This is a genomic window from Bacteroides cellulosilyticus (genome assembly GCF_020091405.1).
In the GTDB taxonomy this organism is placed as follows: Bacteria; Bacteroidota; Bacteroidia; order Bacteroidales; family Bacteroidaceae; genus Bacteroides.
In genome coordinates, this window is the sequence record NZ_CP081903.1 from 4,144,841 (window position 1) to 4,166,823 (window position 21,983).

A 21,983-nucleotide genomic window follows, 5' to 3' on the forward strand; every position below is an offset into this window, starting at 1 on the left:
GTATGGAAGAAGAAAAAAAGCAACCGGAAGAAAAGGCCAAAGCTAAAGTGCAGAAGCTGAAGAAGAAAAAGGTGAGCAAAACTTGGGAAGCCGCACAAAGGCTCAAAGGAAGCCTTATTGTAAACGACCCTAAATTTTTGCTGTAATAATGAGGTATCTTATTGATACAAATATCTTTGTGTATTTAGCTACCGATACGGATTATTTAAGTGAAGATGTGGCGTCCATCATACAAGATTTAGATACTGTATTATATATTAGTGCAGAATCTGTTCGTGAACTTATAGTGGCTTATCGTAATAAGGGCTTATGCTCTAAACGTTGGAAGTCAATAGAAGCAATGGTTGTTGCCATAGAAGCGGAATATTATGTTAAGATATTGCCTTTGAAGAAAGAACATATGCTGACTTATGCGCGACTGGAGATCAATGAAATGCAAGGACACAAAGATCCTTCCGACCATGTCATTATTGCTCATGCCATAACCGAGCATCTGCCACTCATATCGAGTGATACTCGCTTTGATTTTTATCGTAAACAAGGGCTTGACCTGATATTCAATAAAAAGTAGAGATATCTTTTATATCTAAGCACACCCCGTTACATGATGTAAGAATGTAGCGGGGTGTGTTGTTATAGAGATTATTTGCTCATGCTTATAGTTCTGTAGAGTTGTCAATCACTTTTATCCTGACACATTCGCTGGGAACCAGTGTCAGCAATTTATCCAGGAACTCACGGCTGCATTCCAGCAAAGTCTCCTGCGTCATTTCTTCTTTTGAAGCGGCAAAGAAGCGGAACAGATTATCAGAGTCGGGAAGTTTCACCACTGTATAAACTATATCCGTTGACTTTTCATTGTATTGCTGTGCCAGGTCGTCGGCTCTTGCCCAGAATTGAACTGCTTTGTCACCACCAATTTCTACGACTGCGATTAGTTTTTTGTTTGTTTCCATAATCATTTATTTTAGTTATACATGCTGTCATGCTATCCTTAGGAATATATTGATTTATACTCTGTATTAATATCCGTATATCAAGTGCCAGCAAACAGAAAATGAACGTAGGATTATCTACTTTCAACTTTTTTAAACTAAGAGACAGTTTGTTGTACATCTGATAACTCCGAATATTTAAATAACAATTGAGTATTTTTGATAGTTTCGGGTATTTACTTTTTTTACAGAAACATGGGTATGCAAGTGCCTGAATTTATACTAACTTTGCAGTGCTTTTAACGAGTTAATAATAAAATCACTTTTTAAGATGAGAACACTTCAAGAAGAATTAAAGTGTATGCGCGAAGGACTTCATTACGATGCTCATACTCCTGAAATGTATGCTTATCGGGCCGAAGTAAAAAAGAAACTGCATCAGTTGAATGTGACTGAATATCATACCTCTAAAATGCTGGAGGTTACCCGTTCACTTTTCCCGAATTCCGGGGTTATCGTTTAAAATACTTGAAAAGCAAATCCGTCAGTTCTCGCTTTTTGACGGGTTTGGTCATGAAATGATTGCATCCTGCGGCTAATGCATTCTCTCTGTCGGAGTCGAAAGCATTGGCGGTAAGGGCGATAATAGGTGTAGTCTGGTTGAATTCCCGGATGAGGGAAGTTGCTTCCAGTCCATTCATTACTGGCATTCTCATATCCATAAAGACTATGTCAAAGGTCTGGGCTTTGATTTTCTCGATGGCTTCTACTCCGGTAATGGCACGGGTTAGTTGATTGTCTTTAAGAAGTTTTTTGATTAGCAGGTAATTGCTGTCATTATCTTCCGCTATCAGAATATTCAGATCTTTAATCTTTACTGAAGAATCTGCGGAAGAGCGTTCTGTATTGTTGTTGTATAGATCTTCGTCTGCGATCTCTGAACTTTCGATATATTCGACATCGGTATATCCGGTATACCAGAATTCAGAACCTACGTTGGCTTTGGACTTAAAGCCCACTTCTCCGCCTGTAGCATCTGCAATGGCTTTGCAGATAGAAAGTCCTAAGCCGGTTCCCTGGGCGAAAGTATCTAATTTCTCGAAGCGGCTGAAGATTCGGTGCTTTTTCTCTTCCGGTATTCCGATGCCGCTGTCCTTTACATAGATTCTTACCTGTCCGGGCATACATTCGTATCCCATCACAATTTCACCTTGTGGTGTATACTTAATGGCATTCGTTGCAAAATTTGTGAATATCTGCATAAAGCGATATTTGTCGAAATTTGCTATACATTTGGTATATGGATTGATGAGTTTGAGGGTAACTTTGGGATTTTTAATCCGTTGCTGGAAGGACCGGTACAATTCATCGCAAAGCTGGCACAAATTCAGTTTCTGACGATTGATATCAATGGAGCCAACTTCAATTTTTGATAGATCGAGAATGTCTCCGATTAATTTCAGGAGTATCTCACTGTTGGTTTCAATCAGTTGTTTATATTCAAATTTTTCTTCCGTATCATCCGTTTCGGTCAGTAGTTCGGAAAATCCGACGATTGCATTGAGTGGAGTACGGATTTCGTGACTCATGTTAGCGAGGAATGTGGACTTCAACTTGTCCGCTTCTTCTGCTTTATTTTTGGCTGTAATCAGATTTTGCTGGTATATAATGTCTTCGGTAATATCCCGTTGAATAAATGTGATGACTACTATATTGCCTGCTTCGTCTTCTACTGCACTGTAGGTAAAGCTGGAGTAACTATAATCTGTTGCATTGTTTTCCAGAACTCTTAATATAATCCTGTTTTCCGGGAGTTTCTGTTTATGAGCAACAGCTTCCAGTAATGCCATGAATTTATTTCTGTCATCGGGATGGATGCTCTCATATATGGATTTCAATGATCTTTTCTCAATATTCTCGATATGAACATCGAATTTGTAAAACAGACCTTCTTTTATATTGTAGTTCCATGAGGATAGCTTCCCGGCATTCAAGGCTAGTGATAATTCCTTTTGTGTTGCTTTTATCTTCTTGTAACTTTCAATGATTTCCCGCTCTTGTGCTTTCTTTACGGTGATATCTTCGCAGGCTAATAAGTAGCCTTGACGATTTCCTTCGGGATCGCGCATGATCGTTACTTTGGTAACAAAGTATTTTCTGATTCCTTTGATGGGTGTTTCGTAGAAGTTTTCACAAAGATCGAAATCATAATCAGTTTCAAACGAGACATTCAGCCCCTGTTTAAGGAGAACTTTATCTTCTGCTGTGATGTTAGGGTCATCGAAGATATTAATATTATAAATATCCTTCATGGTTACACCGAACATTTTTAGTGTAGTACCGTTGGCGTATTTCAGATATCCATCTTTGTCATATACGCCGAGCCCTAAAGGTATGTATTCAGGAATGAGCGACAGAAGTTCATTTTCCATGTTTATTATTGCATCTCTGATGTTTTTGCAAATGTGGTGCAAATGTATGCAAATTCCCGGAACTTTATGATTATAGTGGTTAATATTTGTTGGGGACTGGTCGGAATAGTAAACTTTAACATAGAGGATAGGAAAGTGTTATAAACAAAAAATCCTGTAAGTCATAAACTTACAGGATTTCTTTGGGTGACTGATGGGACTCGAACCCACGACATTCAGAACCACAATCTGACGCTCTAACCAACTGAACTACAGTCACCATGTTTGCGTCATTTCTCAAACGCGGTGCAAAGATAGGTATTATCTTTGATACTGCAAATATTTGGCGAAATATTTTATTGAAATATGCATTATTTTTTATTCTCCTTAATTCCTACATTGTGCTGTTGGAGGAGCTTTCGGGAGTTTTTGACGAAGATATTCAGATGGTTACGTGCAGCTTCCGGGAGCTTTGAAATAGATGCGGAATCTGTAGGATAAAGCACATAATTTTTTTCTTTGGTGAGATTGGGACGTGCTGTCCATACCGAATTATATTCGCAACGTTGTACTCGGATTTGTGGGGAGGTAGATATTGTGGTGTCCTTTTCTAATTCTAATGTGAAAATAAGTCCTCCGTCAGTATTTACTTTACTCATGTTGGAGATGAAATTCCCTAAAGAATATACTACAGCGTGTTGTGCTCCGGTAATGCTATCGGTGCGTAGTTCCATAGGTTGTATAACATGAGGATGGCTACCGATGATATGGGTAACGCCCTGTTTCAATAGCCAATCAGCCAACTGTTGTTGTTCGCGACTGGGTAGCGATTGGTATTCGTTTCCCCAATGCATACAGGCAATGATAACATCAGGTTGCCATGTTTGTGCCGTATCGATATCCTGTAACATGATTTTCTTATCAATATAGTTCACTATGTTGGGAGAGGATGGCTTAACTCCATTGGTACCATAGGTATAGTTAAGAAGGGCAATTCGAAAACCGTTTTTGTGAATGAGTAATGGGTATCGTTGACGGCGCTCTTCTTCATTTCTATAAGTTCCGGTGTAGGGGATACGTAAGGAATCTAACATTAGGATTGTACGTTCCAAACCTTTTTTACCGCGGTCAAGACAATGATTGTTAGCAGTTAACAGAACGTTGAAACCGGTCTCTTTAATGGCATATAAATATTCATCAGGTGCGCAGAAAGCCGGATAACCACTATAAGGTTTTCCACCGATAGGTACTTCTAAATTGCCGATAGCGATATCCGCCCCACTGATTTGCTCTTTTACGAGAGAGAAGCAGGGAGAGTAGTCATAAGTCCCTTTATCTGTACGTGCAGCGTCAAGCTGGGCTTTGTGTTGCATCAGGTCGCCTACAAATAATAGAGTGATTTTTGCAGGGGGGATTGTATCAGTGGATTCCGGTACTACTTGTTCCTGTGCTGTGCTACAACACGATATAAAGAAGAAAAGTAATGCAAGGGGGAGTGTCTGTCTCATGACTTTGAGTGGATTAGGGTTCCACTGGATAAAATAAATACCGAAAGGAGTCGAGCTGTTCCAAGAGTCTCCTTCCGGTATTCGGTATTTTTATTATTGATATATTGCTTTCTTACCGGCCAGCAATGTATTCTTCATCAAAGAAACGATAGTCATCGGTCCTACACCACCCGGTACAGGAGTGATAAATGAGCATTTCGGAGCAACCTCGTCAAACTTAACATCTCCAGTCAGTTTGAAGCCTGATTTTTTTGTAGCATCCGGTACACGTGTAGTACCTACATCAATAACCACGGCACCTTCTTTTACCATTTCAGCTTTTACAAAGTTGGGTTGTCCCAATGCAGCGATGATGATATCGGCTTCCTGGCACTCTTTTACAAGATCTTTACTGCGGCTATGGCATACGGTTACAGTGGCATCTCCCGGATAGGCTTTCTGCATCATCAGTGCAGCCATGGGTTTACCGACGATATTACTACGTCCCAATACTACGCATTTCTTACCCGAAGTTTCTATTTGATAGCGTTTCAGTAGTTCAAGAATACCGTTAGGAGTTGCCGATACATAACAAGGCAATCCTATGGACATGCGACCTACATTGATGGGATGAAACCCGTCTACATCTTTACGATAATCGATAGTTTCAATCACTTTTTGCTCAGAGATATGCTTGGGTAATGGGAGCTGTACGATGAATCCGTCAACATCTGCATCTTCATTTAATTCACGTACTTTAGCAAGGAGCTCTTCTTCCGTAACGTCCGCTTCATAACGGATGAGGCTGGATTTGAATCCACAAACTTCGCATGCTTTCACTTTGGCAGCAACATACGTTTCGCTGCCACCATCGTGGCCTACAAGAATTGCAGCAAGGTGAGGGCATTTTCCACCTTTTGCTACAATTTCTGCTACTTCTGCAGCAATCTCCTGTTTTACTTGTTCAGAGATTGCTTTTCCATCAATTAATGTCATATAAATATTTTTGTTTTGATTATAATTTATCTTGCATTAGGGGTCTAAAAGAGTATCGCAAATATAGAGCAAATAACCGAATATAACAACAATCCCGCTGACTTCATTTAAAATATGAAATTAGCGGGATTGGTATGCTTGCAGTTTATCTTTATTATTTCATCTTCGGCATCATTTTGCCCATCTTACTACCCGTTACCATCTTCATCATCTTGCGGGTTTGATCAAATTGTTTCAACAGGCGGTTTACTTCTTGAATATTCGTACCACTACCTTTGGCGATACGTTGACGACGCGAACCGTTCAGAAGAGCCGGATTACTGCGTTCTGCCGGAGTCATCGAATAGATGATAGCCTCAATACTTTTAAATGCATTATCATCAATATCAATGTCCTTAATAGCTTTACCTACACCCGGTATCATAGAAGCCAGGTCTTTCAGGTTGCCCATCTTTTTGATCTGTGCAATCTGACTCAAGAAATCGTTGAAATCGAATTGATTCTTGGCAATCTTCTTTTGCAGGCGTTTTGCTTCTTCTTCATCATATTGTTCCTGAGCACGTTCTACCAATGAAACGATGTCACCCATACCAAGGATACGGTCTGACATACGTGAGGGATGGAACTGATCAATAGCATCCAGTTTTTCACCTGTACCCACAAACTTGATCGGCTTGTTCACTACCGAACGAATGGAAAGAGCGGCACCGCCGCGGGTGTCACCATCTAATTTAGTTAGTACAACACCGTTGAAGTCAAGTCGTTCGTTAAACTCTTTTGCTGTGTTTACAGCGTCCTGACCGGTCATGGAGTCTACTACGAACAGGATTTCGTTTGGATTGATTGCTTTTTTAATAGCGGCAATCTCGTTCATCATTTCTTCGTCTACTGCCAGACGTCCGGCTGTATCGACAATGACTACATCGTATCCTTTGGCTTTAGCCTCTTGAATGGCGTTTTCGGCAATTTTCACCGGATTCTTGCTGTCAAGTTCAGAGTATATTGGAACTCCAATTTGTTCAGCTAATACGCGCAACTGTTCAATAGCGGCAGGGCGGTATACGTCACAAGCCACCAATAATGGCTTCTTGTTCTTTTTCGTTTTCAGCATTCGTGCCAACTTACCTGAGAAAGTTGTCTTACCGGAACCTTGCAGACCGGACATCAAAATAACTGCCGGCTTTCCTTCCAAATCAATCTCTGCTGTTTCGCCACCCATCAATTGAGTCAGTTCATCGTGCACGATTTTTACCATCAACTGACTGGGCTTTACAGCTGTCAGCACGTTTTGTCCTAATGCTTTTTCCTTAACGGTATCAGTGAAAGTTTTGGCTACTTTGTAGTTTACGTCAGCGTCCAACAGTGCTTTGCGCACATCTTTCAGGGTTTCCGCAACATTGATTTCGGTGATCTTTCCTTCACCTTTCAGAATTTTAAACGACCTTTCCAGTCTTTCGCTTAAATTATCGAACATGATGATATAATTCTATTTATAAATTACAAATTACTCTTATTGAGGCGCAAAAGTACAAAAAATCCACGTATCTACCTTCATTTAAGGCAATAATATTATTCAACCGAGGTAGCGGGATAAGTGAAAAGAATAGTTGGACCTTCTTTGCTATCGGGGATTACCTGATATGTACCGCCAAAGTGTTTTATAAACAGACGGTTGACATCATTACGCAAAGCTGAGTCCTGATTGGCATATTTGAGGTCTGCGAGGGGGCAGTTGGTGATTTTAAAACGTAATATTTCTCCGTTCTTGTTCAGAGTGAAGTTGAGATCGCGTTCTTCTTTGAAAGAAGCGAATGGACAAGTCAGAATACTGACAATGAATTGCATGAACCGGTTTGTGTCTGTATGAATGATATATTCGTCAATGTTACTGATGAAATGAGTGTGCAAGGTCGGATTCTGCATATGTGCCATTCCTACAGCATCGTTGCAGAGCTGTACGATGTCATAATTACTCATTTGGAATTTCATCATACCGGCTTCCAGGCGCGACAAATCAAGGACATTGTTGACTAAACGCATTAGCTGATCCGTGTTTTGCTGAATAATTTCCGCATATTCTTTGCGGGTTTGATCGTCTATTTCCGTTTCGTTTGCTATGATTTGTGAGAACCCCAATACCCCGTTTAGGGGAACACGGATGGCGTGACTCATATTAGAGAGGAAACGATTCTTCATTTCATTGGCTTCTTCTGTCTGTCGTGTGGCTTTATGAGTTTCTTTTTCTGATATCTTTAGTGCTTTTCGTATCAGATTGATGCGGAACATATAGCCGATACATAAGATCAAGATGATTCCGAGACTCAAAAGAATACTGGTTTGTACACGATTTCTTAGTTTTCCACGCTCCCATACCAATTGGTTCAGATGATGTATTTCTTTGATTTCCTCCAGTTGTTTAGCTGATATGGCAGCAGTCAGTGAATCCTGAATATGATTGGAACTTTCGTACAGTGGCAGGGCTTCTGCATATTTACCCATTTCTTGCAGAATGTCAGCTTTCCGCGATAATTGTTTGGCATACTCCATTTGGGCAGATTCAAATTGTTTCATCTTTATCAGAGCAGAATCTATATAGAGAAGTGCAGCCTGATAATCTTTTGTATGCCGGTAATACTCCGCACTTGCATCATAATACAGGGCCATATAGGGAATATAACTCTGTGGAGTTATGAAGTCTTGAGCTTCTTCTATATGATATTTAGCCGAGTCTATCTTTCCTATCCCTGTATAATAGTAAGTTTGAAATATTTCTGAGAATAGATAAAGATTGAAATATGATTCATACATATCCGGATCTAAACTAAGCATTTCTTGCAATAGCTGTTTGTTTTCTTTCAGATACGTCTTCAGGCTTGAATAGTCTTTCTGGTCTTTACTGAATACAATTAGTTGATTCAGAACATTAAACTGTGTACTGCTGGTTGTTTGTTCCGAAACATATTTGTGAGCTTTTCGAAGCGCTTCTCCTTCTTCTTTTGTACGGTTGGTTTCATGGTATGCACTTGCCAGACATGAATAAGCAGCTATACGGCCGTCTGTGTTATTCAGTTCTTCTGCTTTCTCAAGCATTTTTAATGATTCATTGATGGCATATTCATATTTCTCCTTATATGTATAAGTATAAATAAGTAATTTTTGTGCATTGAAGTACAACCTGAAAAACTCCATGCGTTCAGCAATGGGTTTCACGTAGTTCACCAGTTTACTGACACTATCGACTTCATTCTTGTTATAGTAGTACAGTATTTTGAAATATGTACTGCTACATATATATTTAGGATTCTTTTGGCGCTGTGCTTCGTTGAACATTTCTTCAGCATATTCTATATAATGCGGAGAGTTTTGTTCGGTAAGCACGAGTTTCTCAAGTAATTTTAATCTTGTGGTGTCATGCGGAAGTGCACGCAGTTCGATTAACAGACTGTCTGCCACAGATGATTTTTCTGTTATATTTTCTGCAAATGCGAGGAAACTTTGCAGGAAAAGAGCGAGTATTAACAAGGTTTGTTTCATTGCGCTGCCTCCTTTCTGTTGGTAGAGTGAATCGGGTGAGTAAATAAGAAGCGGGAACCATCCTTATATTCAGGATCTATCCATATTCTTCCGCCGAAACGTTCTACAATCAATTGACAGATAGAGAGTCCCAATCCGCTGCCTTGGGCATTTTCATTCAGCTTTTCAAAACGGTTAAATATCTGTCCCTGTTTTTCCGGGGCGATCCCACAACCGGTATCTGTAACCGAAAACACAGTCATTTCTTCTGATTCTTTCTCCAATAATAAGGTTATGCTACCTTCTGTGGTAAATTTGGTTGCATTAATCAACAGATTGATAAGTAACTGCTGGAGGCGTGCTTCATCCGTATAGATTTCCATTTTTTCATGAGACGTTTGGAATAGGACTGCGGCGGATGTTTGCTTTATCTTCTCTACCGTATCCACTACATTGCGACAAATAGCTACTGCATCGCTGTTTCCAAACTGGAATTGCATTTTCCCGATTTCCAAACTGGAAAGGTCAACAACATCGTCTATCAGCTTCAAAAGTAAGTCTGAATTTTGCTGAATGATTTCATTGCATTGTTGTCGGGTTCCGATGTCAATATTAGCATCGGTCAGAATAGATGAGAAACCGGACAAGGCATTTAGTGGAGTACGTATTTCATGACTCATATTCGACAGAAAAAGACTTTTGGTACGAATGGAGTTCTCAGCACTTTGCCGGGCTTTTTCCAATTTATGTTGAGATGCAATCAAGCGTGCATTGATTTTACGAATATAAAGTACGGATACAATAGATATGCCTAGAATGAGGATACAACCTATAATTGAATAAAAAAGCAGGCGGCTTCGCTCACTTTGATTATCCATCTCAAGACGGTCCACCTGATATATGGTTCGCAACAGGTTTATCTGGGTGGAATAATTACGGGCATTGATAGAATCTCGTGCAATATTGATGTCTTGAAAAATGGCACATGCCTCTCTAGGCCTGCTTTGTTTGGTATACAGGTGTGCCAGTGAATTCTTCATTTTCAGATATCTGTTATAGACATTGGCACTGCTGGTATTGATGGTCAGCTCATTATATAATTTGATAGCTAGTTCGTCATCTCCAATTCTTTTGGCATATTCAGCTTGTATATATTTCAAGATAGAACTATGAAAATAAAACGGATAGTATTCATACCATTCTTCTGCTTCCTGAATATATTTCCGGACTTTATCCATATCATTATTATAGAGGTAATAATATGCTTGGAAGATATTTTCTATGAAACGGCTGTGCTGGTAATCATTCATTTGTTTCATCTGATCCAAATGGGCTTTAGCTTCATCCATCCTCCCCATTCTGATGAGGGTTGGAATTAGTTGAATCAAGACTTTTTCCTGTAATTTTTCGGAGTCGGATACTTTATGCAATTTCTGCATGGCTATTTCGTATTCTTCGATAGCCTCATTATTCATGTTGGCATTAAGATAAGTATCTCCTATTGCATAATGGGCTATGGCTATGCCGATATCGTATTTCATTTGAGTGGCCTGTTTCAGCATAACATTCGCTTTTTCCAACGCTTCGTTGATGTGACCGTCTGAAACGAGGGCATATACAGCCATCTGCTGCATAAGGAACATGTATTTATAGTCCTTTCTGCTACGGAATACTTCTACAAGCTCATTTTCCCATTGGGCGATATCGCTTAATCTGACTTCCTGAGAATAACCTAAGTTGTTATCCATCAGGTATTCCATAAGATGTATACGCTCATCTTCCAAATCCTTGCTTGCAGACAGGATATAGGAAGTACCGTAAAATAACATCAACAATAATAGTATGATCGTTTTACTGAGCTTCACCTTATTAACTAATACGTTTACAATGATATGTGATTAATTGCGACAAAAATAACTAAAAAGGACGAGATATCCGAAAATGTCTCGTCCTTTTTGTATATTTAATCCTATTTCTTGTTGATTGTATCCTTTGACTTCAGTTTTAGCTGTTCATACTCATTAGGAATTCGTCGTTGTCTTTGGTTTTTTCCATACGATCTTTTACGAAATCCATAGCTTCTATCGGGTTCATATCAGCCAGATATTTGCGGAGTATCCACATGCGATCCAATGTTTGCTTATCCTGCAACAGATCATCGCGACGAGTGCTGGAAGCAACAATGTTGACTGCAGGGAAAATACGTTTGTTGGACAGGTTGCGGTCAAGTTGCAACTCCATGTTACCTGTACCTTTGAATTCTTCGAAGATAACTTCGTCCATTTTAGAACCGGTATCAATCAATGCAGTAGCCAGGATAGTGAGTGAGCCACCATTTTCAATATTACGGGCGGCACCGAAGAAACGTTTGGGCTTGTGTAGCGCATTGGCGTCCACACCACCTGAAAGAACTTTGCCGGAAGCCGGGGATACCGTGTTGTAAGCACGTGCCAGACGGGTGATAGAATCCAGGAAGATAACGACATCATGGCCACATTCTACAAGTCTCTTTGCTTTCTCCAGTACGATACCTGCAATCTTTACGTGACGTTCGGCCGGTTCATCAAAAGTTGAGGCAATCACTTCGGCATTTACGGTACGAGCCATGTCAGTTACTTCTTCGGGGCGTTCGTCGATAAGCAACATGATCATGTAAACTTCCGGATGATTTGCTGCAATTGCATTGGCTATATCTTTCATCAGGATGGTCTTACCGGTTTTAGGCTGTGCCACGATCAATGCACGCTGACCTTTACCGATAGGAGCAAAGAGATCTACTACACGGGCAGACATGGAGTCGGAGTAGCCACCTTTGCATAATCTGAATTTTTCATCGGGGAATAACGGAGTAAGATGCTCAAATGGTACACGATCACGTACGAAAGCCGGATCACGTCCATTGATTTTTCCTACTTTTACCAATGGGAAATATTTTTCTCCTTCTTTCGGCGGACGAATTACACCTTCCACAACGTCACCTGTTTTCAGTCCGAACAATTTAATTTGGGATTGTGATACGTAAATATCATCCGGTGAAGAAAGATAATTGTAATCGGAAGAACGAAGGAATCCGTAACCATCCTGCATAATTTCCAGTACACCGGTACCGGTCAGGATATCATCGAATTCGTATGCTTTTTCGCGCTCAATTACCGGTCTGCGTTCTTGCACAGGAGCATAGTTATCACCAGCATTTTGTTGTGCGGGACGTTGCTGCTGAACAGGACGCGGGTTGTTGTTACGATTATTATTGTTGTTGTTATTATAAGGAGTATTATTATTGTCGCGAGGACGAAGGCGTGGGCGTTGTGCGGTTGCAGGCGTGGGTTCTGCTACGGGTGCTACAGGAGTCTCGGCTTTGGTAGCTTCGAATTTGCCCAGCAGTTCTGAAGGGAGTTCTATTTTCTCAGTCGGGAGATCTTCGATGGGAATGAAGTCATCTTCGGGTTCTGATAAGATAGGGCTGTCCTCTATTACGACTTTCTTAACTACTTTAGGTACTTCGGTTTCAAAATTCAATTCAGGTTCAGCTTTTTTAGGCTCTTCCTTCTTTGCAACAGGCATAGGTGCGGGTATGGGAGCTTTTTCTTCCGTCTTGGTTTTGCGCGGACGCCCCGGTTTACGTTTCGGAGTAGCGTCTTCGGCTTTTTCGGGAGCGGATGCAGTGGTTGCAACTGCTTCAGGAGCTTTCTCTGCTACCGGTGCTTTTGTTGCCTCTGCTACTGGTTGTACCTTGGCAGCTGCAACTGTGGCTTCAGCTTTTGCCTTAGTGAGGTCGCCATTTTTGTTGGCGGTGAAGACTTTGTCAGTACTCTCTTTTTTTACGGTTACGCGGGTGCGTTTTTGTTGTCTGTCCACTTTACGCTCTTCTTTCAGCTTTTCAGCAGCAACCTTTTTGGTAGCACCTGCGATGGCTTGTTCATCAAGTATCTTGTAAACAAGTTCTTCTTTTTTTAGTGAGTCTGTCTTTTTAATACCCAGTTCTTGGGCAATAGATTGAAGTTCCGACAAATTTTTGTCGTTCAATTGAATGATATTATACATACAGTATATATGTGAATGGTTTAAAATTTCTTTTGTTATTGGACAGATATGTTCACACTGCTGCGGTTGTCGTTACAAGCAACGTGGCAAATATACCTTTTATTAATATAATGATTATGGGATATTTATTATTGAACCGGAAAACTGTTAGCTACCCGCACTTAGGAGTTTACAGAATGTTTCAACGGTGCAAAGGTAATAAATATTTTTGGTTTCATAAACAATTCGTCTTTTTTTTAATTTTAAAACTTTATCTTTGCTTGATAAACCAAGAAAAAGCGCATTTATTTATGGATATAAACGAAGTTCATTTCATCTATTTTTCGCCTACTCGTACTTCTAAACAAGTTGGCGAGGCAATTGTTCGCGGAACGGGACTAACAAATGTTGTTATTACGAATTTAACACTGCATGCTGCTGAGGTAGATATTCCGGAGAATACACTGACTGTTATTGCTGTGCCGGTGTATGGCGGCAAGGTGGCTCCTTTGGCTATGGAGCGTTTGCAGGGTATTCGTGCATCGGGATCTCCGGTTGTGCTGGTAGTAGTTTATGGTAATCGTGCGTATGAAAAGGCTTTGATAGAGTTGGATGCATTTGCTTCTTCCCAAGGTTTCAAGGTTATTTCCGGGGCTACTTTTGTGGGAGAACATTCGTATAGTACGGAACAAAATCCAATAGCCCCAGGGCGTCCGGATGCAGATGATTTGCAATATGCGGAGGAATTTGGTGCGAAGATACGGACGAAAATAAATGCTGCCGCTGATATGGAGCACTTGTATCCGGTGGATGTGAATCGTATTCAGTGCCCGCGCCAGCCTTTTCTACCTTTGTTCAAGTTTCTGCGCCGGGTGATAAAGTTGCGTAAAAGTGGTGTTCCTTTGCCGCGTGTACCGGAAGTGAATGCGGAACTTTGCACGCATTGTGGTGTTTGCGCTGTACATTGTCCTTCGGGAGCTATTCTGAAAGGTGACGAATGTAATACGATTGCCGAAAAGTGCATAAAGTGTTGCGCATGCGTCAAAGGATGTTCGTTCAAGGCGCGGACGTATGATACTCCGTTTGCTTCATTGCTTTCAGACTGCTTTGTGCGGCAGAAAGAGGACCGGATTATTTTATAGTTTTAATTCTACATGCAATAAACTCCTTTCATTCAGAATTTCTACAGAATTCTCCGATACATTTGTGTCTGTATTTAAAATTAGGAACTATGAAATTATTGATAGTAGAGGATGAACGTGAATTGTCCGATAGCATTGTGAGCTTTCTGTGTCGGGAAGATTATCTGTGCGAACAAGCCTTTTCCTTTGCTGAGGCTACCATGAAGGTGGAACTCTACGAATATGATTGTATCTTGCTGGATTTAATGCTTCCCGGAGGAAATTGATTGGATGTGCTGCGAAAAATAAAAAGTACATCGCCTCAGACGGGAGTCATCATCGTGTCGGCAAAGGATTCTTTAGACGATAAAGTGGCGGGACTGAAGATCGGTGCGGACGATTATTTAGCCAAGCCTTTTGCTTTGCGACAACTATTTTACAGTCAGTAATCCGGCGGATGGAGTATCTCTTAATGCCCGTACACTTTTTCATCGTTTCAGTTCTGATGATACAAAGATGTCCGGGAATGGACTTGGACTTTCTATTGTAAAAGCCATTTGCGACTACCATGATTGGAGAGTAGAATACGCTTTCAAAGAGAATCGCCATGTGTTTACAGTGCATTTTAGGTAATTTGTTGGCGAAATTATTTCAAAGCCCTACAGTTATGAAGGCGATGACATTTTAATTATTTGTCAGAATTTATCAATAGTAATATGTCTTTCGTAACTTTTTGATTATAAATGTATTAAACCGTGTCCTATTCAGTATACGACTGAACCCTATTAAGTATACGACTGAATGGCATTCACTATACGACTGAATCAGGTTCAGTATACGACTATTTTAGGAGCATGTATCATTTGTAAACAATATACACCGTTACTCTGTTTTTTTAGTTCATAACCTTTCCTAAATGAATAAATTCCGTCAACGTCTTTTTAATAATCAGTTGACGTATCCTAAGAATTTTTCTCAAAAAGATTGTCTCCCCTTGGTAAAATTCAAAATGTCTTCTAATTTGCCTTTTACTTTTGCCTCAGAATTTTGAGATAAAGGAAAGAAAAGGTATGAAAAGATTTGTTTTAGGCATCGTGGTCATTTGTTGGACTACGATTGTATTCGCTGCAGGAGATGGCAGTAAAGTGACAGGAATATTAAGCGGTAAAACGAATAAAGCACTGGTGGAGTTTGCCACGATAGCTTTGTAATTGGTTTCTCCATGGATAGGCGTTGCCGGGTATGCAGTAGCTGCCGGTACAGGCTTCTTTCGTATGTATAACAATCGTCATTGGCTGACAGATGTGCTTACCGGAGCCGGAATCGGAATATTAAGCACCCAGGCGGCTTATTGGCTTTATCCAACTATTACAAAGACTTTCTTCCGTAAGCGGTATAAGAATATATTTGTTTCTCCTTATTTCTTAAAAGAAGAAAAAGGAGTAAGTTGTCATATCACTTTCTAAAGGATGCTCGTTACAATCAATAAAGAATAAACTTCAGAATAATAACTTTCCGTGTTTGGGCGTCTATTCTGAAACGATTATCAGTACGTTCACCTATCAACCAAATGATATGGGAGCCACTGCAAAGCACCCATTGTTGTTCTTTGCGGGAAAGGGAGAATTTCCGATCAGTAAGGTAATCGCTAATCTTTTTTCGCCCGGTCATACCAAAGGGAACGAATGTGTCGCCTTGTCGGCAGTGTCTGACTGTGAGAGGTTGTTTTAGTTTGTCTGCATCGAAGCAAGCAGTGTTTCGGTCACGGGGAATGATGAAATCATCTGTGACTTCTAATTCTTCCATTGTCAAACGGAAGGGTAGGGCAGGATCATCTGGAGAAAAGACTGTTGAAACATCTTCTGAACAGACCGGTTCTATCAGTAGAAGCTCCCGATCTTTAATCACGCGCCATTCTCCGCTAAGGAATATCTTTCCCGGTTGCCCATTTAGGGAGGTGAAAATATCTTTGATCTGTGCACCGTTAAATCCTAATGGAGATAAGATCTCAAATAATAAAGTTTCCGGTGCAGGTTCTTGGAACAAAGCACTGATTAGGATACCTTGTTCGGTTTGCACTTTCTGCTTACCTTCTTCTATACCTTTCTTATATAAGAGAGCTGCATCATTCAGATGTTCTGCGGTGCGGAGAAGGCTTTCTTTTACAGAAGGATTGATTTCCTGCATAAGGGGCAAGAGGTTGAGGCGTATCTTGTTGCGTGTATATTCGTCTTGCAGGTTGGTGCTGTCCGTTACGTAAGATTGTCCGATTTCTTGTAGGTATTCGGTTATTTCTTTCCGGTCGAGGCATAACAAGGGGCGGACAATGTTTCCGTTTTTGGGACGGATACCCAATAGTCCGTTGATGCCTGTTCCACGAATAAGGTTGAGCAGGAGAGTTTCTACACTATCATCTTTATGATGGGCCACGGCGATAACGTTGGCTCCTTGTTGTAGACGGAGCTGCTCAAACCAGGCATAACGTAATTCCCGTGCTGCCATTTCAATGGATATGTGGCGCTTTTCCGCTTCTTCCGTGGTTTGGAAATGTTGAATGTGTAATGGAACTTTCAATTGTAAGCATAGTTCGCGGACAAACATTTCATCTCGAACCGACTCATCGCCCCGCAGATGGAAATTGCAATGTGCCGCCTCACAGGTGTATCCCATATCAAGAAGTAGACGCAACAAAGCTACTGAGTCCGCTCCGCCGCTCAATGTTATCAGTATTTTGTCTTCTCGTGTGAAAAGCTTCTCCTGATCAATGTATTGCGCTATTTTCTTTATATTCATAATGGTGCAAAGATAATATTAACGAATTGAATTCTTTCTAATTCTTTGGAACAAAGTGGAGAATGGAGAATATTTCTCCTTATTTAAAAACAATCTAAATAATTTGTAGGCTAAATACAAATCATTTATCTTTGCATCCAAATTAAAGAAAGAGAGAAGACTATGCGTTTATCCGAATTAAAAACTGGAGAAAAAGGTGTAATCGTTAAAGTACTGGGGCATGGCGGTTTCCGCAAACGAATTGTAGAAATGGGCTTTATTAAAGGCAAGACTGTAGAGGTTTTGCTGAATGCCCCGCTGAAAGATCCAATAAAATACAAAGTAATGGGGTATGAAATCTCTTTGCGCCGACAGGAGGCAGGGATGATTGAAATACTCAGCGAACATGAGGCGAAAGAGCAAGTGACAAAACCGAATTATCATCCGGGAATGAGTGAAGATATTTATCCGGGGGAAGAAGAACTGAAACGTATCGCTCTCGGTAAACGTCGTACCATTAATGTTGCATTAGTGGGTAATCCAAACTGTGGGAAAACTTCTCTGTTTAATATTGCTTCCGGTTCACACGAACACGTTGGTAACTACAGCGGGGTTACAGTGGATGCCAAGGAAGGCTACTTTAATTTTCAAGGTTATCATTTCCGCATAGTCGATTTGCCCGGTACATATTCGCTATCAGCATATAGTCCTGAAGAAATGTATGTCCGTCATCATATTATTGATGAAACACCGGACATTGTTATCAATGTGGTAGATTCGTCCAATCTGGAGCGTAATCTGTACCTCACTACCCAGTTGATTGACATGAACGTGCGTATGGTGATGGCTCTCAATATGTACGATGAACTGGAAGCCAGCGGCAACACGCTGGATTACATGAAACTGAGTGAACTCTTTGGTGTTCCTATGGTTCCTACCGTTTCGCGTACGGGCAAAGGCATCGAAGATCTTTTTCACGTTGTTATCAGTATTTACGAAGGTGCCGACTTCCTCGATCAGAAAGGCAAGGTACGTGCAGAAGTGTTGAATGACCTGCGTGAATGGCATCGGGAGTATGTGCCCGGCTATACCGGTGGGGCTCATAAAGAAGAAGAAGTACGTCATCATGGATTCTATCGTCATATTCACATAAACCACGGTCCTGAACTGGAACGCAGCATTGAAGAGGTGAAGCGGGTGATTAGTGAGAATGAGGGTATCCGTCATAAGTATTCTACCCGCTTTCTTGCCATCAAGCTTCTGGAGAATGATACGGATTTGGAAACGCTGATTAAAACTTTACCCAACGGCAAAGAAATCATAGATGTCCGTGATCAGGAAAGCCGCCGTATCCGAGACGTGCTGAATGAGGATTGCGATCAGGCTATCACCGATGCAAAATATGGTTTTATATCCGGTGCACTGAAAGAAACCTTTGTGGATAATCATTTAGATAAAGAACATACTACACGCGTGATAGATTCCATTGTAACACATCGTGTGTGGGGATTCCCCATTTTCTTCCTGTTCATGTATCTCATGTTCGAAGGGACGTTCGTGCTCGGCGAATACCCGATGATGGGTATCGAATGGCTGGTAGAAACCCTCGGCAACTTTATACATGCCAATATGGCGGACGGACCGTTGAAAGATCTATTGGTAGATGGTATTGTAGGTGGTGTTGGTGGTGTGATTGTCTTCCTGCCGAACATTCTTATTCTTTATTTTTGTATATCGTTGATGGAAGACTCCGGTTATATGGCGCGTGCTGCATTTATCATGGACAAGATTATGCATAAGATGGGGTTGCATGGTAAATCCTTCATTCCTCTGATTATGGGTTTCGGATGTAATGTACCTGCTATTATGGCTTCGCGCACTATTGAGAACCGTAAAAGCCGACTTATTACCATGCTCGTCAATCCGTTGATGTCATGTAGTGCCCGCCTGCCTATTTATTTGTTGCTGGTAGGTGCATTTTTCCCGAACAATGGTAGTTTGATACTGTTATTAATATATTCAATAGGTATCCTGTTGGCGGTATTGCTGGCGCGTTTATTCAGCCGTTTCCTGGTGAAGGGGGATGATACTCCGTTCGTAATGGAGCTTCCGCCTTACCGTTTACCGACAGCAAAAGCCATTTTCCGTCACACGTGGGAGAAGGGTGCACAATACCTTCGTAAAATGGGAGGTATTATCATGATAGCTTCCATCGTAATATGGGCATTGGGATATTATCCTGACCATGATGCGTATGAAACGGTTGCCGAACAGCAGGAGAATTCCTACATCGGACAGATAGGAAAGGCTATGGAGCCGGTGATTGAACCTTTGGGTTTTGACTGGAAACTTGGTATCGGTATACTTTCAGGTGTGGGCGCTAAGGAATTAGTGGTAAGTACACTAGGCGTGCTTTATACGAATGATGCTGAAGCAGATGCCGTAAGTCTTGCCGAACGTATTCCGATTACGCCATTGGTAGCTTTCTGCTATATGGTGTTTGTATTGATCTATTTCCCATGTATAGCTACGATTGTAGCAATCAAGCAAGAATCCGGTAGCTGGAAATGGGCATTATTTACGGCAGTGTATACCACGTTGCTTGCGTGGGTAATGGCATTTGCCATTTATAGAATAGGAGGATTATTTGTATGATGAATTGGCAACAATGGGTAGTTGCAATCCTGTTACTGTTGTGTATTGTTCGGATCGGATGGGGAATTTATGCATTTTTTCGCCGGACAAAAGAAAATGGTAATCCATGTGCAAATTGCGTAACCGGTTGTGACTTAAAGCGATTGATGGATGAGAAGCGTGCAGAGTGTAGTGTGACAAAAAAAGAAAAGAAGAAAAATTGCTGCGGATAGTTGGAGTTTTCAAAAAATGTACTACCTTTGCAACCGCAAATGAGAAAAGATTGGTTCCTTGGATGAGTGGCTTAGTCAGCGGTCTGCAAAACCGTGTACGGCGGTTCGAATCCGCCAGGAACCTCAAGCAAAGCTCCGAAGCTACTGATAATAAAGGGCTTCGGAGTTTTGCTTTTATGGAGGTACGCAAATAGGGGCGCAGGTTCTGGTAAAATGTACCTTTAGACAAATTAGAAAACTCTAAAGCCATGAAACCAATATTCAACGATGAACAACAGAAAAGGGCTTCTTTTATTTTAGAAAGTCCTTTGGCTAAGTTATCAGAACTTTACTCTAATGAGATAAAGGACTTGGCGGTGGTTTGGTGTTACTATTCCGGAAAAATAGAAGGCAATACTTATACTTACGTTGAAACGGAAGCACTATTAAAAGATGGCATAACTTCCGAAAAGAAGTATGAAGATGCCAAGATGCTTAAAAATCTCTACAATACTTTCATTTCTGAACTGGAATATATCAATAAAGGAAGGAATCAAGAAGTCATAGACGAGCGTACTCTTTTCAGAATACATCAATCTATTGCGACGGGATTGGTATCTAATGAAGAAGCAGGTTCGTTAAGAACACGTGCCGTTCGTATCAGCGGAACGGAGTATATTCCACCTAAGAATCAGCAAGAAATAAAAGGTAAACTTAACGAGATTCTTTTTCAGCAAGAAAAGTATACTAATCCGTTAGAAAAAGCCGTCTATTTACATTGTAATATTGCTCGTCTGCAACCTTTCATTGACGGAAATAAACGAACTGCAAGAATGATAGAAAGCATTGCATTAATGAACGCTGACATTATTCCAGTATATTCTGCGAAAGACTCAGATATTCTGAACTACAGGAAAGGATTGATAGCGTTTTATGAAACGGAGGATTATGGTAGATATACTGACTATTTTCTGAATAGGCAGATAGAGAGGATTAAAGAAATAGGATAATGCACCAACCGTTTCATGTTTCTGGAAGTAATCTATTCTGTGTATAGTATTATATGCTGAATTCTATCATTTACCTTTGATTAGCAAGCTTTTTACGGTCAAAACTATAAAGTGTCCGTTCAGAAAGGAGAAGATTCGTAAAAGGCATGAAAATCGTGCGAGTGTAGACCGCATGTAGTCCGAGCCTCCTAAAACGATACGATTGTAGCACATGAAAAGTATTAATTTTAGGTTTTTCCCTATCAATAATTATAGAATTCACCAGTTAGTTATCATTTTCCCATATTACTTTTGTTACAAACCAAAAGAAATACGCCATGAAAAAGATTCTATTTATCCTATTTACAGTTCAGTTTGTTTTAGCTCCCCATATAATGAAGAGCTATAGTGTTAATTCTATCGAGGATAGTTACGAATATTCGATAGTCAATCAGGGAAAGAAAACAGTCAAAAAAGACATTTGGGATAATACGATTATTGAAGATGATAATGGTAATAAGATTACGATTAAAAAAGATATTTTGGGAAATACTATTATTGAAGATGATAATGGTAATAAGATTACGATTAAAAAAGATATTTTGGGAAATACTATTATCGAAGACAATAACGGCCACAAGAAAACGATTAAAAAAGATATCTTTGGCAATACTATTATCGAGGATAATAATGGTTATAGAAAAACGATCAAAGAAGATATTTTGGGCAATACTATTATTGAGGATAATAATGGCAATAAGAAAACAATCAAAAAAGATATCTTCGGCAATACCATTATTGAAGACAGTAAAGGGCACAGGCAGATTATCAAAAAGGATATATTCGGAAATTCCACTATCGAAGACTATTAGGTAGACATTCTTTTTCAT

Annotated in this window: 20 protein-coding genes, 2 tRNA genes and 1 pseudogene; 13 read left to right on the forward strand and 10 right to left on the reverse strand. The window is 40.4% G+C overall.

The features are described from left to right. Positions 1–2: 2 nt before the first annotated feature. Together K6V21_RS15450 and K6V21_RS15455 are read left to right on the forward strand one after the other, a co-directional pair. The gene (locus K6V21_RS15450) at positions 3–146 is read left to right on the forward strand and encodes a hypothetical protein (protein ID WP_224319166.1); all 144 of its coding nucleotides are present in this window, start codon (positions 3–5) and stop codon (positions 144–146) included. A gap of 2 nt (positions 147–148) precedes the next feature. Then, complete coding sequence (locus K6V21_RS15455; RefSeq protein WP_118295257.1) at positions 149–571, forward strand: type II toxin-antitoxin system VapC family toxin; 423 nt, start codon at positions 149–151, stop codon at positions 569–571. An 85-nt stretch (positions 572–656) separates the two neighbouring features. Here K6V21_RS15455 and K6V21_RS15460 read toward each other — a convergent pair whose 3' ends face one another. After that, positions 657–956: a hypothetical protein gene (locus tag K6V21_RS15460; RefSeq protein WP_224319167.1), complete on the reverse strand. Its 300-nt coding sequence runs from the start codon at positions 954–956 to the stop codon at positions 657–659. A gap of 310 nt (positions 957–1,266) precedes the next feature. Between K6V21_RS15460 and K6V21_RS15465 the strand changes: the two genes are divergently transcribed. Continuing rightward, positions 1,267–1,458 (forward strand): maltose acetyltransferase domain-containing protein, encoded by a 192-nt coding sequence (locus tag K6V21_RS15465; protein ID WP_224319168.1) that lies wholly within the window; start codon positions 1,267–1,269, stop codon positions 1,456–1,458. Here the strand turns inward: K6V21_RS15465 and K6V21_RS15470 are convergent. From K6V21_RS15470 to rho, 8 genes are all read right to left on the reverse strand, one after another. Further along, positions 1,448–3,367 (reverse strand): PAS domain-containing hybrid sensor histidine kinase/response regulator, encoded by a 1,920-nt coding sequence (locus K6V21_RS15470; protein ID WP_224319169.1) that lies wholly within the window; start codon positions 3,365–3,367, stop codon positions 1,448–1,450. The two genes, K6V21_RS15465 and K6V21_RS15470, sit on opposite strands and share 11 nt — an antisense overlap. Before the next feature lie 185 nt (positions 3,368–3,552). Then, positions 3,553–3,626 (reverse strand) — tRNA-His (locus K6V21_RS15475). 91 nt (positions 3,627–3,717) lie between these two features. Continuing rightward, positions 3,718–4,854, reverse strand: a complete 1,137-nt coding sequence (locus K6V21_RS15480) for a CapA family protein (RefSeq protein ID WP_224319170.1) — start codon at positions 4,852–4,854, stop codon at positions 3,718–3,720. Positions 4,855–4,947: 93 nt separating this feature from the next. Then, positions 4,948–5,829: a bifunctional methylenetetrahydrofolate dehydrogenase/methenyltetrahydrofolate cyclohydrolase FolD gene (gene folD, locus K6V21_RS15485; RefSeq protein ID WP_224319171.1), complete on the reverse strand. Its 882-nt coding sequence runs from the start codon at positions 5,827–5,829 to the stop codon at positions 4,948–4,950. Between the two features lie 154 nt (positions 5,830–5,983). After that, positions 5,984–7,303, reverse strand: coding sequence for a signal recognition particle protein (gene ffh, locus K6V21_RS15490; protein WP_217713236.1), 1,320 nt, complete (start codon positions 7,301–7,303; stop codon positions 5,984–5,986). 95 nt (positions 7,304–7,398) lie between these two features. Continuing rightward, positions 7,399–9,363, reverse strand: a complete 1,965-nt coding sequence (locus K6V21_RS15495) for a histidine kinase dimerization/phospho-acceptor domain-containing protein (RefSeq protein WP_224319172.1) — start codon at positions 9,361–9,363, stop codon at positions 7,399–7,401. After that, entirely contained in the window at positions 9,360–11,171 is a 1,812-nt protein-coding gene (locus tag K6V21_RS15500) for a sensor histidine kinase (protein WP_217713386.1), read from the reverse strand. Before K6V21_RS15500 ends, K6V21_RS15495 begins: the two co-directional genes overlap by 4 nt. Before the next feature lie 175 nt (positions 11,172–11,346). Then, on the reverse strand, positions 11,347–13,386 hold the full coding sequence (gene rho / locus K6V21_RS15505; RefSeq protein WP_224319173.1) for a transcription termination factor Rho: 2,040 nt from the start codon (positions 13,384–13,386) through the stop codon (positions 11,347–11,349). A 290-nt stretch (positions 13,387–13,676) separates the two neighbouring features. On the opposite strand from rho, the gene K6V21_RS15510 reads away from it, so the two are divergent. The 5 genes and pseudogenes from K6V21_RS15510 (at position 13,677) to K6V21_RS15525 (ending at position 15,952) form a co-directional block, all read left to right on the forward strand. After that, a complete protein-coding gene (locus K6V21_RS15510; RefSeq protein WP_224319174.1) occupies positions 13,677–14,507 on the forward strand; it encodes a 4Fe-4S binding protein in 831 nt (276 codons plus the stop codon). Positions 14,508–14,596: 89 nt separating this feature from the next. Continuing rightward, positions 14,597–14,920: pseudogene (locus K6V21_RS15515) on the forward strand (response regulator transcription factor); the annotation flags it as partial. Continuing rightward, positions 14,904–15,119: an ATP-binding protein gene (locus tag K6V21_RS26760; protein WP_309493831.1), complete on the forward strand. Its 216-nt coding sequence runs from the start codon at positions 14,904–14,906 to the stop codon at positions 15,117–15,119. The pseudogene K6V21_RS15515 and the gene K6V21_RS26760, both read left to right, overlap by 17 nt. 437 nt (positions 15,120–15,556) lie before the next feature. Further along, a complete protein-coding gene (locus tag K6V21_RS15520) occupies positions 15,557–15,697 on the forward strand; it encodes a hypothetical protein (RefSeq protein WP_217713400.1) in 141 nt (46 codons plus the stop codon). After that, the gene (locus K6V21_RS15525; RefSeq protein ID WP_408912610.1) at positions 15,698–15,952 is read left to right on the forward strand and encodes a phosphatase PAP2 family protein; all 255 of its coding nucleotides are present in this window, start codon (positions 15,698–15,700) and stop codon (positions 15,950–15,952) included. Positions 15,953–15,968: 16 nt separating this feature from the next. Here the strand turns inward: K6V21_RS15525 and tilS are convergent, their stop codons facing one another. Next, positions 15,969–17,279, reverse strand: a complete 1,311-nt coding sequence (tilS, locus tag K6V21_RS15530) for a tRNA lysidine(34) synthetase TilS (protein WP_224319175.1) — start codon at positions 17,277–17,279, stop codon at positions 15,969–15,971. A gap of 162 nt (positions 17,280–17,441) precedes the next feature. Between tilS and feoB the strand changes: the two genes are divergently transcribed. The 5 genes from feoB to K6V21_RS15555 all read left to right on the forward strand — a co-directional run bounded on the left by feoB (position 17,442) and on the right by K6V21_RS15555 (position 21,965). Next, positions 17,442–19,913 (forward strand): ferrous iron transport protein B, encoded by a 2,472-nt coding sequence (gene feoB, locus K6V21_RS15535; RefSeq protein ID WP_217713241.1) that lies wholly within the window; start codon positions 17,442–17,444, stop codon positions 19,911–19,913. Next, positions 19,910–20,125 (forward strand): hypothetical protein, encoded by a 216-nt coding sequence (locus K6V21_RS15540; protein WP_044270937.1) that lies wholly within the window; start codon positions 19,910–19,912, stop codon positions 20,123–20,125. The genes feoB and K6V21_RS15540 overlap by 4 nt, the downstream gene beginning before the upstream one ends. Before the next feature lie 52 nt (positions 20,126–20,177). Continuing rightward, positions 20,178–20,249, forward strand: a tRNA-Cys gene (locus K6V21_RS15545). Positions 20,250–20,373: 124 nt separating this feature from the next. Continuing rightward, on the forward strand, positions 20,374–21,114 hold the full coding sequence (locus K6V21_RS15550; RefSeq protein WP_224319176.1) for a Fic family protein: 741 nt from the start codon (positions 20,374–20,376) through the stop codon (positions 21,112–21,114). Between the two features lie 317 nt (positions 21,115–21,431). Next, positions 21,432–21,965, forward strand: coding sequence for a hypothetical protein (locus K6V21_RS15555; RefSeq protein ID WP_224319177.1), 534 nt, complete (start codon positions 21,432–21,434; stop codon positions 21,963–21,965). The last annotated feature ends 18 nt before the right edge of the window (positions 21,966–21,983 follow it).

Excerpts from the sequence above, each read along its gene's own strand:
- K6V21_RS15495 (WP_224319172.1), bottom strand. The coding sequence starts at position 9,363 with ATGAAACAAACCTTGTTAATACTCGCTCTTTTCCTGCAAAGTTTCCTC.
- K6V21_RS15520 (WP_217713400.1), top strand. The coding sequence starts at position 15,557 with ATGAAAAGATTTGTTTTAGGCATCGTGGTCATTTGTTGGACTACGATT.
- ffh (WP_217713236.1), bottom strand. The coding sequence starts at position 7,303 with ATGTTCGATAATTTAAGCGAAAGACTGGAAAGGTCGTTTAAAATTCTG.
- rho (WP_224319173.1), bottom strand. The coding sequence starts at position 13,386 with ATGTATAATATCATTCAATTGAACGACAAAAATTTGTCGGAACTTCAA.
- K6V21_RS15500 (WP_217713386.1), bottom strand. The coding sequence starts at position 11,171 with ATGTTATTTTACGGTACTTCCTATATCCTGTCTGCAAGCAAGGATTTG.
- K6V21_RS15550 (WP_224319176.1), top strand. The coding sequence starts at position 20,374 with ATGAAACCAATATTCAACGATGAACAACAGAAAAGGGCTTCTTTTATT.
- feoB (WP_217713241.1), top strand. The coding sequence starts at position 17,442 with ATGCGTTTATCCGAATTAAAAACTGGAGAAAAAGGTGTAATCGTTAAA.
- K6V21_RS15450 (WP_224319166.1), top strand. The coding sequence starts at position 3 with ATGGAAGAAGAAAAAAAGCAACCGGAAGAAAAGGCCAAAGCTAAAGTG.
- K6V21_RS15555 (WP_224319177.1), top strand. The coding sequence starts at position 21,432 with ATGAAAAAGATTCTATTTATCCTATTTACAGTTCAGTTTGTTTTAGCT.
- folD (WP_224319171.1), bottom strand. The coding sequence starts at position 5,829 with ATGACATTAATTGATGGAAAAGCAATCTCTGAACAAGTAAAACAGGAG.
- K6V21_RS15455 (WP_118295257.1), top strand. The coding sequence starts at position 149 with ATGAGGTATCTTATTGATACAAATATCTTTGTGTATTTAGCTACCGAT.
- K6V21_RS15470 (WP_224319169.1), bottom strand. The coding sequence starts at position 3,367 with ATGGAAAATGAACTTCTGTCGCTCATTCCTGAATACATACCTTTAGGG.
- K6V21_RS15510 (WP_224319174.1), top strand. The coding sequence starts at position 13,677 with ATGGATATAAACGAAGTTCATTTCATCTATTTTTCGCCTACTCGTACT.
- tilS (WP_224319175.1), bottom strand. The coding sequence starts at position 17,279 with ATGAATATAAAGAAAATAGCGCAATACATTGATCAGGAGAAGCTTTTC.
- K6V21_RS15460 (WP_224319167.1), bottom strand. The coding sequence starts at position 956 with ATGGAAACAAACAAAAAACTAATCGCAGTCGTAGAAATTGGTGGTGAC.
- K6V21_RS15465 (WP_224319168.1), top strand. The coding sequence starts at position 1,267 with ATGAGAACACTTCAAGAAGAATTAAAGTGTATGCGCGAAGGACTTCAT.
- K6V21_RS15480 (WP_224319170.1), bottom strand. The coding sequence starts at position 4,854 with ATGAGACAGACACTCCCCCTTGCATTACTTTTCTTCTTTATATCGTGT.
- K6V21_RS15540 (WP_044270937.1), top strand. The coding sequence starts at position 19,910 with ATGATGAATTGGCAACAATGGGTAGTTGCAATCCTGTTACTGTTGTGT.